The organism is Streptomyces sp. NPDC004284 (genome assembly GCF_042874035.1).
Taxonomy (GTDB): domain Bacteria; phylum Actinomycetota; class Actinomycetes; order Streptomycetales; family Streptomycetaceae; genus Streptomyces.
On sequence record NZ_JBIAMJ010000008.1, the window covers coordinates 233,823 to 248,673 of the forward strand.

General features: G+C 69.1%; 11 protein-coding genes and 6 pseudogenes. 7 read left to right on the top strand and 10 right to left on the bottom strand.

Annotation, left to right across the window (positions count from 1 at the left end; translation table 11 throughout):
* Positions 1–4 precede the first annotated feature (4 nt).
* Positions 5–880 carry an IS5 family transposase gene (locus tag ACFYUS_RS22510; RefSeq protein ID WP_388854741.1) on the bottom strand — a complete coding sequence of 292 codons (876 nt, stop codon included), beginning with the start codon at positions 878–880 and terminating at the stop codon, positions 5–7.
* A 74-nt stretch (positions 881–954) separates the two neighbouring features.
* Positions 955–1,335, bottom strand: coding sequence for a DUF6221 family protein (locus tag ACFYUS_RS22515; RefSeq protein WP_388854744.1), 381 nt, complete (start codon positions 1,333–1,335; stop codon positions 955–957).
* A gap of 95 nt (positions 1,336–1,430) precedes the next feature.
* Between ACFYUS_RS22515 and ACFYUS_RS22520 the strand changes: the two genes are divergently transcribed.
* The 5 genes and pseudogenes from ACFYUS_RS22520 (at position 1,431) to ACFYUS_RS22540 (ending at position 5,855) form a co-directional block, all read left to right on the top strand.
* The gene (locus ACFYUS_RS22520; protein WP_388854747.1) at positions 1,431–2,201 is read left to right on the top strand and encodes a transposase; all 771 of its coding nucleotides are present in this window, start codon (positions 1,431–1,433) and stop codon (positions 2,199–2,201) included.
* A gap of 180 nt (positions 2,202–2,381) precedes the next feature.
* Positions 2,382–2,564 carry a hypothetical protein gene (locus ACFYUS_RS22525; RefSeq protein ID WP_388854750.1) on the top strand — a complete coding sequence of 61 codons (183 nt, stop codon included), beginning with the start codon at positions 2,382–2,384 and terminating at the stop codon, positions 2,562–2,564.
* Between the two features lie 139 nt (positions 2,565–2,703).
* Positions 2,704–3,261: a hypothetical protein gene (locus ACFYUS_RS22530; RefSeq protein WP_388854752.1), complete on the top strand. Its 558-nt coding sequence runs from the start codon at positions 2,704–2,706 to the stop codon at positions 3,259–3,261.
* An 83-nt stretch (positions 3,262–3,344) separates the two neighbouring features.
* A pseudogene (locus ACFYUS_RS22535) lies at positions 3,345–4,807 on the top strand (IS1182 family transposase); the annotation flags it as partial.
* Positions 4,808–5,025: 218 nt separating this feature from the next.
* Positions 5,026–5,855, top strand: a pseudogene (locus tag ACFYUS_RS22540) (IS5 family transposase).
* A gap of 17 nt (positions 5,856–5,872) precedes the next feature.
* Here ACFYUS_RS22540 and ACFYUS_RS22545 read toward each other — a convergent pair.
* The 3 genes and pseudogenes from ACFYUS_RS22545 to ACFYUS_RS22555 form a co-directional block, all read right to left on the bottom strand.
* A pseudogene (locus tag ACFYUS_RS22545) lies at positions 5,873–6,319 on the bottom strand (IS5/IS1182 family transposase); the annotation flags it as partial.
* 126 nt (positions 6,320–6,445) lie between these two features.
* A complete protein-coding gene (locus ACFYUS_RS22550; protein ID WP_388855169.1) occupies positions 6,446–7,063 on the bottom strand; it encodes a DinB family protein in 618 nt (205 codons plus the stop codon).
* A gap of 213 nt (positions 7,064–7,276) precedes the next feature.
* Positions 7,277–8,563 (bottom strand): annotated as a pseudogene (locus tag ACFYUS_RS22555) (MFS transporter); the annotation flags it as partial.
* 89 nt (positions 8,564–8,652) lie between these two features.
* On the opposite strand from ACFYUS_RS22555, the gene ACFYUS_RS22560 reads away from it, so the two are divergent.
* Positions 8,653–9,630: an ArsR/SmtB family transcription factor gene (locus ACFYUS_RS22560; RefSeq protein ID WP_388854755.1), complete on the top strand. Its 978-nt coding sequence runs from the start codon at positions 8,653–8,655 to the stop codon at positions 9,628–9,630.
* Here ACFYUS_RS22560 and ACFYUS_RS22565 read toward each other — a convergent pair.
* From ACFYUS_RS22565 to ACFYUS_RS22585, 5 genes and pseudogenes are all read right to left on the bottom strand, one after another.
* Complete coding sequence (locus ACFYUS_RS22565) at positions 9,582–10,070, bottom strand: hypothetical protein (protein ID WP_388854758.1); 489 nt, start codon at positions 10,068–10,070, stop codon at positions 9,582–9,584. The genes ACFYUS_RS22560 and ACFYUS_RS22565 overlap by 49 nt on opposite strands.
* A 53-nt stretch (positions 10,071–10,123) precedes the next feature.
* On the bottom strand, positions 10,124–10,543 hold the full coding sequence (locus ACFYUS_RS22570) for a hypothetical protein (RefSeq protein ID WP_388854761.1): 420 nt from the start codon (positions 10,541–10,543) through the stop codon (positions 10,124–10,126).
* A 432-nt stretch (positions 10,544–10,975) separates the two neighbouring features.
* Positions 10,976–11,842, bottom strand: a pseudogene (locus ACFYUS_RS22575) (IS5 family transposase); the annotation flags it as partial.
* Positions 11,843–11,892: 50 nt separating this feature from the next.
* A pseudogene (locus ACFYUS_RS22580) lies at positions 11,893–12,317 on the bottom strand (IS982 family transposase); the annotation flags it as partial.
* Between the two features lie 235 nt (positions 12,318–12,552).
* Positions 12,553–13,140: a hypothetical protein gene (locus tag ACFYUS_RS22585; RefSeq protein ID WP_388854764.1), complete on the bottom strand. Its 588-nt coding sequence runs from the start codon at positions 13,138–13,140 to the stop codon at positions 12,553–12,555.
* A 447-nt stretch (positions 13,141–13,587) separates the two neighbouring features.
* Between ACFYUS_RS22585 and ACFYUS_RS22590 the strand changes: the two genes are divergently transcribed.
* Complete coding sequence (locus tag ACFYUS_RS22590; RefSeq protein ID WP_388854767.1) at positions 13,588–14,220, top strand: M15 family metallopeptidase; 633 nt, start codon at positions 13,588–13,590, stop codon at positions 14,218–14,220.
* Positions 14,221–14,851 lie beyond the last annotated feature (631 nt).

Consider the following 14,851-nt stretch of genomic DNA (forward strand, 5'->3'; position numbering starts at 1 on the left):
CTGGTCACAGCCACTCGTTGATGGCCGCGACGAGGACGGTCGCCTCGTAGCGGACCGCGAGCTTGTCGTACCGCGTGGCGACAGCACGGTTCCTCTTGAGGCGGTTGATCCCGCACTCCACCGCGTGGCGCTCGCGGTAGTCGACCGGGTCGAAATGCGGCGGCCGGCCACCGCGGGAGCCGAGCTTCTGGCGGTTGCGCGCCTGGTCGGTCTTGTCGGGGATGGTGCAGCGGATCCCGCGGCGGCGCAGGTAGGCACGGTTCTTGCGGGAGGCGTACGCCTTGTCAGCCCGCACCCGATCGGGACGGACAGGCGGCCGGCCCGGCCCGGTGCGAGGCACGCGGACCTTCTCCAGCACCGTTTCGAACTGCGGCGAGTTACCGCGCTGTCCCGCCGTCACTACGATCGACATGGGCTTTTGGCCCTGCTCGACCGCCAGGTGCAGCTTGGCGGTGAACCCGCCACGCGACCGTCCCAGCCCATGATCACGGGGCTCGGTGAAGATGCCGCCCGGTGGTTCCTTCCGCAGGTCGCCCTGCTTGCGGGCCCCGGCCGCGTGCTGATGGGCGCGGCAGACCGTGGAGTCGACGCTCAGGTCCCACGTGATCGCACCGTTCGCGTCGGCCAGGGACTGGAGCCGGGTGAGGATCCGGGGCCAGGTGCCGTTCCGCTGCCATCGACGGAAGAGGTCGTAGACCCGGTTCCACGGTCCGTACTCGACGGGCACGTCCCGCCATGGAACACCGGTCTGGACCCGGAACCGTATGCCGTCGATCAGCCGCCGCCGAGGCCAGACCGGCGGCCGCCCCGGCTTTCTCTCCTTCGGCAACAACGGCTCCAGCACCGTCCACTCATCGTCCGTGAGATCTCCCCGCCCCATGAACCGTGATCATCCACGCTCAAGATCCACTTTCGATACAGGGCCTAAGGGTTGTCCCGTAAACGATCTCCGCCTCAGGGACGTCGGGGGTAGTCAGGATGATCGGCGTAAGGTGACGCGAGGTCGAGCAGGTCATCGCACGGCCAGGGATCGCCGTCATACCCGCAGTCATCGCGGTTATCCCACGGCAGTTCGGGGTCGCCCGTGGCAGGACTGAGCACATGACGGGAGAGCGCGCGTCGCTTGGCCTCGACCTCCCGCAGGACGCGAGCCGGGTCGTGCAGCGCCACATGCAGGGCGATCGTGGGATGGAATCCGGCGAGTTCTCCTTGGCAGAAGTCGACGGTGTGCCCTTGAGCGGTCCACTCCCCGCATCCGTCACCGTTGCAGCGTCGGGCCAGGTCGGCCTCCTCGTCCAGCCGTGCGTGGAGGAACGTCACCAGATCTTGGCTCATGGGGTCATCCTGGACGATGCGCCGGGGCCCGGTCGCCCGATTTTCATGGTGCAGCCAGCTCTGGTCGGCCGACCGGCAACTGGGATGATCTTGATGTGGCTGGTGTGATCACGGCGTCGGCGCCGTCCTGGATAGCCCCGTTCACCGGGCTGAGCCCGCGTGCCTTCGGGAAGCTGGTGACGGTTCTGCGGCGTGAGGGTGCGGAGGCGGTCCGCAGGGGCCGGCCGTGGAGCCTTCCGCTGGAGGACCGGGCACTGCTCGTCGCAGCGTACTGGCGCACGAACCTGACCATGCGGCAGCTCGCCCCTCTCTTCGGGATCTCGAAGTCGGCAGCGGACCGGATCATCGACCACCTCGGGCCGATGCTCGCGCTCCAGCCCCGCAAACGGTTCGCCAAGGACACCGTGCTCATCGTGGACGGCGCCCTGGTCCCCACCCGGGACCACACCGTTGCCGAGCGGTCGAAGAACTATCGGTACTCCACCAACCATCAGGTCGTCATCGACGCCGACACCCGGCTGGTCGTCGTGGTCGGCCGGCCGCTGGCCGGGAACCGCAACGACTGCAAGGCGTGGGAGGAGTCCGGTGCCAAGGCCGTCGTCGGCAAGACCCTCACGATCGCCGACGGCGGCTACCCGGGCACCGGACTCGTCATCCCGCACCGCCGAAAGCGCGGCCAGACCGAGCTCCCGGACTGGAAAGAGGAACACAACAGGTCCCACAAGCAGGTCCGGGCCCGGGTTGAGTATGTCTTCGCCCGCATGAAGACCTGGAAGATCCTCCGCGACTGCCGCCTCAAAGGAGACGGCGTCCACCACGCCATGCTCGGCATCGCCCGGATACACAACCTCGCCCTCGCCGGATAGGCCCGCGGGCTGCACGACCACCGAGCATGCCCGAGGCGACTCGAAGATCATTTACGGGACAACCCTTAGGAGAGTGGGTCAGTAGTAAGCAAGCGGCTCCGCTCCCGTGATGGGCGGATCGGTCGCGGCGGGCCCGGCGGGGGCCTGCCCGCCGGGTGTCCGGTCGGCAGGGCTCGTGATGTGGCCGGTGACCCGATGCTCTGGTACGGGATGGTCAACCACGTCTCCGGGCTGGACTTCCTCGGCGTCACCGGGGAGCGTGCCCCGGCAGCGGCAGCGGCAGCGGCAGCGGCAGCGGGCCTCGCCACCACCCTGGCCGCGGCCACCCTCGCCCTCGACGCGATACACCACGCCGCGCGGTGAGTCGGGCGGGGGATGAGCGGTTCCCCCGCCGGGAGGAGCTGGTCCCTCCTTGCGGCGGAGGCCGCGACCGGGGGTGAGATGGGAGGTTGGAGGCAGTCGGGAAACAGCCCGACTCCCTTCTCTCCGCTGAGGATTGACCATGCGAAAGCTCACCACCGCCATCGCGCTCACCACTGCGGCCGTGGCCCTCGCGGCCGGGACGGCGGGCACCGCCGCGGCCGTGCCCGCGCCGGCTAACCCCCTACCGGCCCAGCACCTCGCGCTGCACAGCTGGACCCTGCTCAACGAGTACGGCCCGGGCCCCAACCCGGGCGAGCGGCTCACCGCGCGGGTCAGCGCCCGTACGGTCAACGGCCACATCCGGGGGCACGTCGTGGTGCAGCACGTGTTCGAGGAGTCCGGCACCGTCCGGGCCGAGTTCGACGCCGACTGTCTGACCGTCGACGGGAACGGCGCCATCACCGTGACCGGGCCCATCTCGCAGACCGTGATCACCCCGCTCGGGGGTGAGCCGTACCTCTTCGAGGAGGGCCGGCACCCCGAGGCTGGTCTCACCTTCTACCCGACCGACGAGCAGCACCAGCGTCGGGTCGGCTGGGCCCGGACCAGCCCCCAGATGCACTCCGAAGTCGTCAAGTGCGGCGCGGTTCCGGCCAACCTCTGGGTCATCGACGGCGGGACCTTCCTGCGCCGCTAGGAGCGTGCCTCTGTGACCGGCAACCAGCCTGCGTCTCGTGATCTTTCGCGCCGGATGCTCCCGGTATGCGTGGTGAGGATGGGCTGGTCGAGGCCGAGCAGGTCGAGGCGAGGCGGCCGCAGCGCCGTCCGGCGGCGGCAGACAAGACTTTCCGGGCGTTCGACCCGCATCAGGTCCTGTTGCTGCCACCGTCGCTGGACGACTGGCTGCCGGAGGGTCACCTCGCCCGGTTCGTCGCGGACCTGGTCGACGAGGTACTCGACCTCGCCCCGATCATGGCCGACTACACCGAGAAGCGCGGTTACCCGCCGTACGACCCCAGGCTGATGGTGCGGCTGCTGATCTACGGATACACCACCGGCGTCCGCTCCTCGCGGGCGATCGAGCGCAAGTGCGCCGACGACGTCGCGTTCCGGTTCCTGGCCGCCGGCCAGGCCCCGGACTTCCGCTCGATCGCCCGGTTCCGCTGCCGCCACTTGAACGCCCTGGCCGGCCTGTTCACCCAGTCCCTGCGCCTCGCCCAGAAGCCCGGCATGGTCAAGGTGGGGCGCGTCGCCCTGGACGTCACCAAGCTCGAAGCCAACGCCTCCAAGCGCAAGGCGATGAGCTACGGCCGCCTCGTCGACAAGGAAGAACGGATCGAGGCCGAGATCGCCCACCTGGAGGCGAAGACCGCCGCCCTGCTCGCCGACGCCGACGAAGCCGACAAAGCCGAGGACGCGACCTTCGGTGTCGACGGCAAGGACATGGACCTGCCCGCCGAACACGACCGGCGCGAGAAGCGCCTGGCCAGGCTGCAGACCGCCCGCGCCCAGATCGAGGCCGAGGCCGCCGACAAGGCCCGCCGGCATGCCGAGGACAAGGAGCGCCGCCGACAGGAGCGCGCCCACGCCAGCGAGGAGCAGGCGGTCGCCGAGACCGGCGAGGCCGCCGCCAAGGCCCGGCCGAAGCCGAAGGCGCAGGCCAACTCCACCGACTCTTACTCGCGGATCGTGAAGAACAGCGACGGCGCTTTCATCCAGGCCTACAACACCCAGACCGTCGTCGACTAGGCCCACCAGGTCATCACCGCCGCCGACGTCACCTGCAACGCCTCCGACGCACCGAACCACACCGCCATGCTCGGCCAGTCCGCGCAGAACACCGGCACCCGTCCCAAGCAGGCCCTGGTCGACGCCGGCTACTGCTCCGAGACGAACCTTGAGGCCGCTCGGGATCGCCAACTAGCCTGCGGCATCAGCACGTTCATGGCCACCAGCCGACTCGGTCACGACGAACAGGTCCCACCCGCACCACGCGGACGCATCCCGAGGACGCGACCCTGAAGGAGCGCATGGTCCGCAAGCTGCGGACCAAGCCCGGCCGGAAGGCCTATAGCCGTCGCAAGGCCATCGTCGAACCCGTCTTCGGCCAGATCATGACCTGCCAGAACGGCAGCCAGCTCCTCCTGCGCGGCGAGGACGGCGCCCACGGCGAGTGGCGCCTGCTCGCCGCCTGCCACAACCTCCGCAAGATCTTCCGCCACGCCGGGACAGCAGGGCCCGCCGTCCTGGCCGACTGGCCGGCCGGGCCTCCCCGGCCACGTCGCGAGCCCCGCCGGCCGGACGCCCGGCGGGCAGGCCCCCGCCGGAGCCCCACACAGGCCCTGACGGGACCGCCGCGACCGATCCGCCCATCACGGGAGCGGAGCCGCTTGCCTGTTACCGGGACATGCTCCTAGGCGGTGTCTTCAAATGATCTTGGCTGGTGAATCATGGTGTCGTGATACGTCGTCATGAGCTGTCCGATGCCGAGTGGGAGTTCGTCCGGCCGTTGCTGCCCGAGTCGTTGCGGGGGCGGAAGCGGCTGGACGACCGCAGGGTCCTGAACGGGATCGTGTGGAAGTTCCGGACCGGGACGGCCTGGCGGGACGTGCCCGAGCGTTATGGTCCGTGGGCCACGCCGCATACGCGTTTCCGCAGGTGGGCGGCGGACGGGACGTTCGACCGGATGCTGCGGGCCGCCCAGGCGAAAGCGGACGCGGCCGGCGACATCGACTGGCTGGTATCGGTCGACTCCACGATCGTCCGCGCCCACCGGCATGCGGCCGGGGCCCGAAAAGGGGGCTCCGCGACCCGGCCCTCGGCCGGTCCCGAGGCGGCCTGACCGGCAAGATCCACCTCGCCTGCGACGGGCGGGGCCGTCCCCTCGCCTTCGTCGTCACGGGCGGCAACACCAACGACTGCACCCGGTTCACCGCCGTGATGGAGGCGATCGGGGTGCCCCGGACCGGACCGGGGCGGCCCCGGGTCCGGCCCGATCACGTCCTGGGCGACAAGGGCTACAGCTCGAAAGCGATCCGCACCTGGCTCCGCCGCCGCGGCATCCCGCACACGATTCCCGAGCGGGCCGATCAGGTCCGCAACCGGGCCCGGCGCGGCAGCCGAGGAGGCCGCCCGCCGGCCTTCGACCGCGAGATCTACAAGCGTCGCAACGTCGTGGAACGGTGCTTCAACCGCTTGAAGCAGTGGCGTGGCATCGCCACCCGGTACGACAAGACCGCCGAGTTCTACGAAGCTGCCGTCACCCTCGCCTCACTCCTGATGTGGGCGTGACATTTGACGACAGAACCTAGGACGGGGATCCGTAGTCGTTCGCAGACGGTGACGATGCGGTGGGTGCGGGCGGCGGTGATGCCGGCCGTGCGGCCGGGCAGCGCTGGTGAGTACCAGATCAGTTCGCCCGCCGGGCCGGTGACGGTTCGGATGTTCACGCCGTGCCGTCGGGCCTTGCCCGAGTAGTCGCGCTCATGGTTGCCGACGCGGTCGCACTCGGCGATGGTGCCGTCCACCAGGACGTACTCGGGACGGGCGCGGCGCAGTGCCCGGGTCGGGACGGTGCTCTTGGGGAGAGGATTCTGGTCACGCTCTGTACGTAGGCGTGGGCGGTGCCCTGATCCGGAAGCCTGCGGCGAGTTTCGCGTAGGTGGTGTGCTCGCGTGGGTACGCCGGGGCGATGACGGCGCGTTGCGAGGGCCGCAGTTTGCGCCGGCGGTTCTCCTTCGGGAGACGATCGGCATCGTGACCCACTCCACGAATGCGTGCGGCAGGATGTGGAACCAACGAGGCCTCCGGTCAAGGTGGTTGAGACGTCAGGTATCTCGAACCACTGCCCGAAGGCTTCGCCTGCTATCCGCCCTTGGCCGTCACCCGATCGGTGATCCCTCTGAAGATCCTTGCTGAACCTTGATGGGTGTGGTCGACCTGGCGGCCCGCTCGATCTTCGCCCAGCGAGCCGCACGGGCTTCCTCGTCGATCCGCTTCTCGTGTTCGGGGCGCATCCCGGTCCGGCCGTCGAGGCCCTCGCGCAGGATGTCGGCGTGCCCGGCATGCCGGTTGGTCTCGCCGAGGACGTGGACCATGACGGCGAACAGGTTCGTGTTGGGGCAAGGCTCCGGCCACCACGGCACGTGGCCGGGGGCGTCGAGGGGGAGTTCGTCGATCGTCGCGTCCGAGTGTTCCCATGTGCGCCGGTAGAACGCGATGATCTGATCGCGGGACTCGTCCTCGGCCGCCCACTGATCGCTGCCGTCGGAGTCCTGCCACCGGGACAGCGGTTCCGGGGAAGGGCGGTCGAAGACCTCGCCGAAGTACCTGGCCTCGACGGTGGCCACGTGCTTGACCAGGCCGAGGAGGTTGGTCCCGGTCGCCGTCAAAGGCCGGCGGGCGTCGTATTCGGACAAGCCGTCGAGTTTCCAGAGCAGCGCCTTGCGGTCCCGCCGCAGTCTTGTGTGCAGGTTGTCCTTCGCGAATTCATCGATCATGGGCATGAACCTTCCATGGGCTGTTCGTGGTCTCAAGATCCCGTACGTGCTCCGCAGCGGCTGGCAGAGCCGAGGCTGAGGACTTCTCGTACAAGGAGCTACCGGGAATGACTGTCTGTCGGAGAGGTGCGGGGGTGGGGTGCGTGACGGCTCGCGGCCGGCCCGACCTGCGACGTTTGGACGGTTACTGCGTAGGAGAACTACACGCATGCTGCTCGGTGCCGTTCTCTGATCCCGTGGAGGAGTTCGGGACGGGAGCGGGGAGGCGGGCGGGTGCCAGGTGAGAATCCAGCCGGCGGTGAGCGCCGCCGCGCCGCCTGCCAGGGCGATTGCGCCGCCTGTTCCGATGCCTGCGGCCGCCGCGCCGAAGCAGGCCGGCCCGATGCCCTGAAGCGTCATGCCTCCGGAGCCGAGCAGGCCGAAGGCCTGGCCCTGGCCATCCTCCGGCAGGGCGTCCAGGAAGGGCCTTTGCAGGCCGAGACCGTAGGCGAATCCGAAGCCGCAGAGCAGCAGCAGACAGGACGAGACGCCCGCTCCGGGCTCGGCGGCGAAGCCGACCAGTGGCAGTCCCATCAGTGCAATCAGCGGGATCACCAGTCGCTCCCGTGCGGGCGGCCGTAGCAGGCGCCCCACCAGCAGGTCACCGACAAGCATGCCGACCAGCAGACAGCCCATCAGCACCGCGTACCAGCCGGGCGCGAAGTGGCGTCCTCCCGCGTAGGCGACGATCAGGCCTTCCGCACCCGCTGTGAACGCGGGTGGTAGCCACTGGGCCAGTATCAGTCGTCGCACCGTGTGTCCGCGCAGCAGTAGGCCGGCACCGTACAGGCTTGCCCGGACGGCCCCGCCATCGGCCCGAGCGTCGGCGGGCGTGCCGCCGAACTTTCCCGGCTGCAGTGGGGGTAGCCGGATGCGGATGGCGAGCGCGCAGCCGAGGTAGAGGGCGGCGCTTGCCGCGAGCGCCCGGCGCGGGCCGAGTACCGCGACGACCGCACCGCCCAGCGCCAGACCGAACAATTGGGCGCCGGAGGCGGCGATGTTGTTCAGTGAACGGCCCAGTACGTAGGCGTCGCCCTTCAGCCACTGCGCGACCAGCCGACTCGACGCGCCGCTGAACACCGGTGTGGCGAGGGCGACCAGCGCTACGACACCGAGGCTTGCCGCGATCGGCATCCGTACCAGAGCGAGCAGCAGAGCGGCGGCGCACTCCAAGGTGTAGCCGCCGGCGATGAGCGCGCGGGGCGGCAGTCGGTGGGCCAGTGAGCCCAGCAGCAGCGAGCCGAACAACTGCGGGAGAAAGCCGATGCCGAAGGCCAGTGCGCTCAACGGCGCGGAGCCGGTGGCCGCGAAGACCAGAAACGAGAACGTCGTGATCCGCAGCGCGCCCGCGGTGATAGCGACGGTGCGGGTCGAGAAGAGAAGTCGGAATCGCGGCTCGGCCAGCACCTCCCGGTAGGTGGCGCGGTGGTTGAGCTGCGCGGGTTCGGCGGTTGGGGGCATGATGCCCAGCCTCGCCGTACGCCCATGCCACTCACCAATGATTCGTCGCTGGACGAATCTGAACAGGCGTCCCGCGGTAGCATCGCAGGGTGCTGCGCTTCGAAGTCTCCGTCGAGGGCCTGCTGCGCAGCCGCTTCGCGCTGTCGCCCGCGCTGGACCTCTGCTTGCTGCTGCGCTCGCTCGTCGGTCAAGGCCGACCGCTGCCGCGAGCCTGGGCCGCCCGGCTCATGCCGGCCTTTGAACGGCTTCGCCGCGAGACCGAACTGGACGCCGCCCTCGCCCTGCATACCCCGCAAGGCGGACCGAACTTCGTCGCCCCGCCCCCGCGCGGCCTCAACCAGACCTGGGCAGACGACCTGGCCATGATCCGGGCCACATCGCTGGAAGCGGCGCGCCATGAATTCGCCGCCACCGCGACCGGCCCGTCCGCCCGTGATCCCCGCGTACGCGCAGTGCTGGACTCGCCGGACGCCGTCTCCAGGATCGCCGAGGTGATGGACCGGGCGTGGCATGAGCTGCTCGCTGCGGACTGGCCGCAGCTGCGCGCGATCTGTGAGCGCGATGTCGTGCACCGGGTGGGTGTGATCGGCGAACACGGATGGGCCACGACCATCGAGAGCCTGCACCCGGGCATCGCCTGGCACGACGGCGGTATCGAGATCGGCTTCTTCCGAGGCGGAACGGTCCGCCTCGCCGGTGACGGTCTCCTGCTGATCCCCTCGGTCTTCGTCGGGCATGTCGCCGCCCACCTGGAAGACCCCTGGCCCAGGACCCTGGTCTATCCTGCCCGCGGTACCGCCGCCCTGTGGGGCGAACAGGAGACCGCCCTCCAACCGGACGCGCTGACCGCTCTGGTCGGCCGGGCCCGAGCCCGACTGCTGTTGGCGCTGGACGCCCCGGCCAGTACCAGCCACCTCGCCCGAAGCCTCGCCATGGCACCCGGCGCGGTAGGAGGCCACCTCGCCATCCTCCGAGGCGCGGGGCTGCTCGTCCGCGCCCGGTCCGGACGATCGGTGCTCTACCGGCGCACCCCGCTCGGCGAGGCACTGGTCGCCGGTTCGGGCTGAGGGCTCAGACTAGCACTGCTTTTCGAGGCGTCGCCGACAGATGACCGCGCAGCCGAAGGCGGGGAAGGTCTGGTGGACGTCGGTGCGGCGTGGATCAGGGACAGGCGTCGGGTGACGTCGTTGCGGTTGCCACCGGTCACGGTGGCGGCCAGGGGCATGCCGTGGACGTCGACCATGATGTGGTACTTGCTGCCCGTCTTGCCCCGGTCCACTGACGCGGACCCGGTGGCGTCTCCGCCCTTCAGGACCCGTAGACGGGAACCGCCGACGGAGCCGCAGGACAGGCCCAAGGCGTCGCCGGCTCGGCGTTCGGCGAGCAGGAGTTCGTGCGACTGCTGCCACACGCCGGCCTCCTTCCAGTCGCGCAGTCGCCGCCGGCAGGGCATCCCGGAGCCGAAGCCCAGCTCCTGCGGCAGGAACTCCCACCGGATCCCGCACATGGCTCTGCGCTGGCCAAGCCGTTTACGTCCGGGACAGCGGTAGCGCCGCTTCACTACCAGCAGCAGCGATCAGGGCGCGCATGACGTGCTGGCCGGTGCGGGTCGTTGTGACAGACCGCGGCGGTGAGCGCGAGGACGGGTTGCAGGACCTCGACGGCCACTCCGCCGGGGGTGTGGCCGCGGTGTCGTTCGAGGTCGAGTTGGCCCTTGAAGGTCTCGTAGTTCGATTCGAGGACCTCCCACAGCGTCTTGAACAGCTGTGATCCGATCCGCTCGGGCCCGCCCTTCCGGGCTGGCCGTAGCAGCCGGATGTTCAGTTCGGCCCACTGCTGCTCGAACTCGCGGCCGAAGCAGCTCTTGGCGCCGATCAGCGCCTGCCCCGGGCGTTCGGCGGTGAGCTGCGATTCAACCGAGAGCAGGTCAAGCAGGGTCTCGCGCTCGTCGGCCCTGGCCTCGGTCAGCGCGAATGCCACGGCAGGCCGCCCCGGGTGCAGACCAGGTGCAGCCGCAGGCCCCAGAAGTACCGTGTGTGGCCGGCGCAGTAGCCGTACGAGGGCGTGTTGTGAAAATGATCGAGCTCGCTGCCTGACAGCTCACAACCCGCGGATGGCTTCGGCCAGGTCAGGGCCATAGGAAGCCCAGCAGATGACTGAACCGTCGGTGTCGAGCTGTCCCATGAACCAGTCGTCGTCGGCGCGTGCAAGGCACAGGTCATGGAAGGACAGAATGACGTCAGGCCGGAGGACGTCGTAGTCGGCCGAGCCGTACTGCTCGACAACGACGAGTCGTTCAAGCGAGAGCAGGTCCGCTTTGGCGTCGCCCGATACGCAACGGACCCGCTCGATCGTCCATCCGTCAGGGAGATCTGCGTTCACTGCCGCATGGTCGCAGCGGCAGGTGTCTCCCAGCCACTCGTTTATCGCGGCGACCAGCACCGTCGCGTGGTAGCGGACGGCGAGTTTGTCGTACCTCGTCACGACCGCACGGTGGCGCTTGAGTCGATTGATCCCGCACTCGACCGCGTGCCGCTGCTTGTAGTCGTCCTTGTCGAACTTGGGCGGACGGCCACCGTGGGAGCCGAGCTTTGGGCGGTTGCGAATCTGGTCCGCCTTCTCCGGGATGGTGCACTTCACGCCGTGTCGGCGCAGGTAGGAGCGGTTCGCGCGGGAGCCGTACGCCTTGTCCGCGCGAACCCTGTCCGGCTTCGTGCGAGGCCGGCCGGGTCCGGTCCTGGGCACTCGGATACCGTCGAGGACCGGCTGGAACCGGGGACTGTCATGACGCTGGCCGACGGTGACGAGCAGGGACAACGGCTTCTGTCCCTGCTCGACCGCCAGGTGCAGCTTCGTGGTCAGCCCGCCGCGCGAGCGCCCGAGCCCGTGGTCGTCGGGCTCGGCGTCGACGCCCCCGGGAGGCTCCTTTTGAAGATCCCCTTTTTACGCGCTCCAGCAGCATGCTGGTGGAGCGCGTGCAACGGTGGGGTCCACGCTTACGCCCCACGCGATCAGACCTTTTGCCTCGGCCTGCAACTGCTCGAAGACCCGTTTCCAGGTGCCGTCGCGCTGCCACCGCCGGAACAGGTCGTAGGCCCGGTCCCACGGCCCATAGCGCTCTGGGAGATCACGCCACGGCGCGCCGGTCCGGGTCCGCCACCGTATCCCGTCGATCGGCTGCCGCCGGGTCCAGGTGCGAGGCCGACCCGGTTTCTTGCCCGTCGGCAGCAACGGCTCCAGCCGCTCCCACTGGCCGTTCGTCAGATCACCACGTCCCACGAACCGTGATCATCTAAGACCTTGATCCACTTTCACGACACGCCCTAGACCCACCCGGCCGGCTCGGAGCGTTCGACGGTCTCGCGGAAGCGTCCGCATTCGACCGGAGTGGAGTCGACCATCCACACGTCGTCGGTCCACAGCGTGGTGTCGCGGGCGAGTACGTGGGTGAGTAAGCGGGTGACGCGGCGGATGAGGTCGGCGGCCTTGCGTAGCCGCTTGTTGCGGCCGGGCTGCTCGGGTAGGTAGGGGAGAACAGGTGCCGGAGGTGGGCGCGTGCGCTCCGCAGCCAGCAGGCCTCGGAGGTGAAGCCGGACCTTGCCTGCATCATCGCCAAGGTGACCAGCTTCGCGTCGCTGAGCTGCGGCGCGATGCCCACGGCCGGCCGCCCGGGAGCGAGTTGTGGCGAATCCTTCAGCAGGTCGTCGGTCTTTACACGGAGTGCGGTCGCGAAGGAGTCCGACTCTGTCTTCACGCACCGATGCCGGACTCCTTCGCCGCCTCCGCGCAGGGGCCTGCGGGCGATTTCCCGTTCACGGTGTGCGGGCGATTTCCCGTTCACGGTGATGGAACTCTTCGAACCTCCCCACCCCCTGCTCGGTGATGGGCCGGAGTTGCTCGCTGAAATTCCCCACCCTCCTGGCGCTGACCGGGGCGGGTACGCCGCGCACGAGCCGAGCCCTCAGGGAGGTCATCGCCAACGCCGGACACTAGCGAGCAGCTGCCGACACGCCACCCCCGCGTCGGCGCCGCCAGTACGCCACTGTCAGCACTGTCAGCAGCGGCCCCCACAGCACCAGTGGCGTGTAGCAGGAGTAGAACCACACGCTCGCGATCCCGGTGGCCTGCCCGGGAGCGTCGGACGGGAGTTCGTCGCCGCGGATGGTTTTCCCCATGATCGTCGTAATGGGAGTCAACAGCGAGAACAGCACGGTCAGCACCGTCGCCCCCACCGCTGCGGGCACGACCGCGAGCCCAACCGGCACACGGCGGCCGCGCAGCCCGGGCAGCCACCCAGGGAACACCTCGCCCCAGCGCGCGACCAGCCCGATCGTCGTGAACGCCAACAGTTCGGACACCACCGACAGCATCGGGACGTACAATCGCTCACCCACGCTCAACCCGCTGTCGAACACTGCCGGCAACCGCCAGATGCCGGACGGCAGCACAACCAGCGGAACGGCGTACGCGAGCCGCCGCGTCCACACCGAGACCCCGGGCACCGACTCGTGCGCGGCCTTCCACGCAGTTCGAAGCCGTCCGATACCCATCGGCGCGCCCACGACGCTGCGGGACATATGTGCCTCCTCGATCCAGCAAGCCCAGTGGCCCGTTCGACATCGAAGATCGCAGCTTGTCGGCCGCAGGCGGATCGCTCTGCGGACGTATTCTCCTCCGTCTCCAGGTGGAGCCCGCCGACCCTCTCAGGGCTTACGGGTGTCCGTGCGCGACCACCCGAAGTATGGCGACCGGCCTGGCCGTCGTCCTTCACGGCCGTCGGCCGGTACGCCTTCGGTCGCGCACCCACACGCACCCACCTAAACCGGCTGACCGTACATCCGTTGCCCCGTCAACCAAATGGGGAACGTCGGCATGCGCGGGGAATTTCGGGAGTTCTCATCAACGGCCGCTTCCGCGATCGACGGCAGGTCCCGGCCTGCAGGCCCGGCGTTGAGGGCCGGTCGTGCCGGCAGCACGCGGGGCCGGATCTCGCCGCAGGCCCCCGACGGTTAGTCTCAGGATCCATGCTCTTGCTGAGCGATCCCCAGGTGATCGTTATTCTGGTGCACGACTGCGGCGAGCCTCTCGCAGAGATCGCCTCGGTTCCGGCGATCGCACTGGACCCCCGGGAGCGAGACCAGGCCGGGGCCTACGGCCGCGTCAGGACCGGCGTGCTTGAGCGTCTGCGCTCAGCATCCGAGAGGCTTCCCGATGGCGTCAGGTTCCTCGTCATAGAAGGGCATCGCAGTAGCACCGAGCAGGCGCGGCGGTTTGCCCTCTACGAGGACCGCCTGCGCCGCTCCGGCATCACCGACCCTGCCGACCTGCGGCGCCAGGCCAGCGCCTTCGTCTCCCCGGTCGAGGTGGCACCACACTGTGCCGGCGCGGCCCTCGACCTGACGCTCATCGATGCCGATGGCGTCGAGCTGGACATGGGCGGTGCCGTGAACGGCCACCGCACCGGAGACGAGAAGTACTGTCCGCTGGACGCCTCAGGACTATCAGCCCGAGCACGCCGCAACCGCGACCTCCTGGCCCGAGCCATGGGTGGCGCCGGCTTCGTCAACTACCCCACCGAGTGGTGGCACTGGTCCTACGGCGACCGGTACTGGGCACTGATCACCAAGGCCGACAGCGCCATCTACGGACCGGCCTGACCACCTGGAACCAGCGGGACCCCAGTACACGGTCACCGACATCCCCGGGAATCGATCATCTGGCGGAGCGGCTGCGAGCCGGAGTCGTCCGCCGCGGAACCGACGAAGGCCGGCTTCCGACGTGGACGCAGTAGACGAAGGAGGTGGGGTCGGCGGACAACGGCCCCGGCGATGTGCGATCGATGACGCTGCCGTTTGGGCGGGTGGTTGCGAGTATTACGTACAGCGCAAGTATGAAGGGACTGACGGCGGGCGCTCTGGGGCTCTCCGTCGCCACATGTCGGCGTACACGTGAACGTGCCCAGTGAGTCGTTTTCATCCTGTTTCTGTGGGGCGAAATATCAGGTCAGCGAGGGTGTGGTGACGAGGCGAGGTTCCTGGTTGTCGCGGTGGTGTTCTCCTGGCCGACGGTGATGAACGGCATGCTCGCTCCCTCTCGGACGGGGTGATGGGGGCAGGCACGGAATGCCGGGCCGTCGTCGGCATGGTGTGCCGGAGCGGTGATGGGGGGGGGCACGGGACGGCGACGAGATGCTGCCTTCGTGTTCGTGCTGGGCTTGTGAGTCCGGATTCGGGGCTGGGAAGGTCCCCGCGGAACGTCGAATGACTCGGATCCGGGCGCCCCGGTACC

Coding starts and splice junctions, on each gene's coding strand:
- ACFYUS_RS22565 (WP_388854758.1), bottom strand. CDS start 10,070: ATGTGCGGGATCCGGTGGGAGTTCCTGCCGCAGGAGCTGGGCTTCGGC.
- ACFYUS_RS22530 (WP_388854752.1), top strand. CDS start 2,704: ATGCGAAAGCTCACCACCGCCATCGCGCTCACCACTGCGGCCGTGGCC.
- ACFYUS_RS22590 (WP_388854767.1), top strand. CDS start 13,588: ATGCTCTTGCTGAGCGATCCCCAGGTGATCGTTATTCTGGTGCACGAC.
- ACFYUS_RS22550 (WP_388855169.1), bottom strand. CDS start 7,063: ATGATCGATGAATTCGCGAAGGACAACCTGCACACAAGACTGCGGCGG.
- ACFYUS_RS22510 (WP_388854741.1), bottom strand. CDS start 880: ATGGGGCGGGGAGATCTCACGGACGATGAGTGGACGGTGCTGGAGCCG.
- ACFYUS_RS22515 (WP_388854744.1), bottom strand. CDS start 1,335: ATGAGCCAAGATCTGGTGACGTTCCTCCACGCACGGCTGGACGAGGAG.
- ACFYUS_RS22585 (WP_388854764.1), bottom strand. CDS start 13,140: ATGTCCCGCAGCGTCGTGGGCGCGCCGATGGGTATCGGACGGCTTCGA.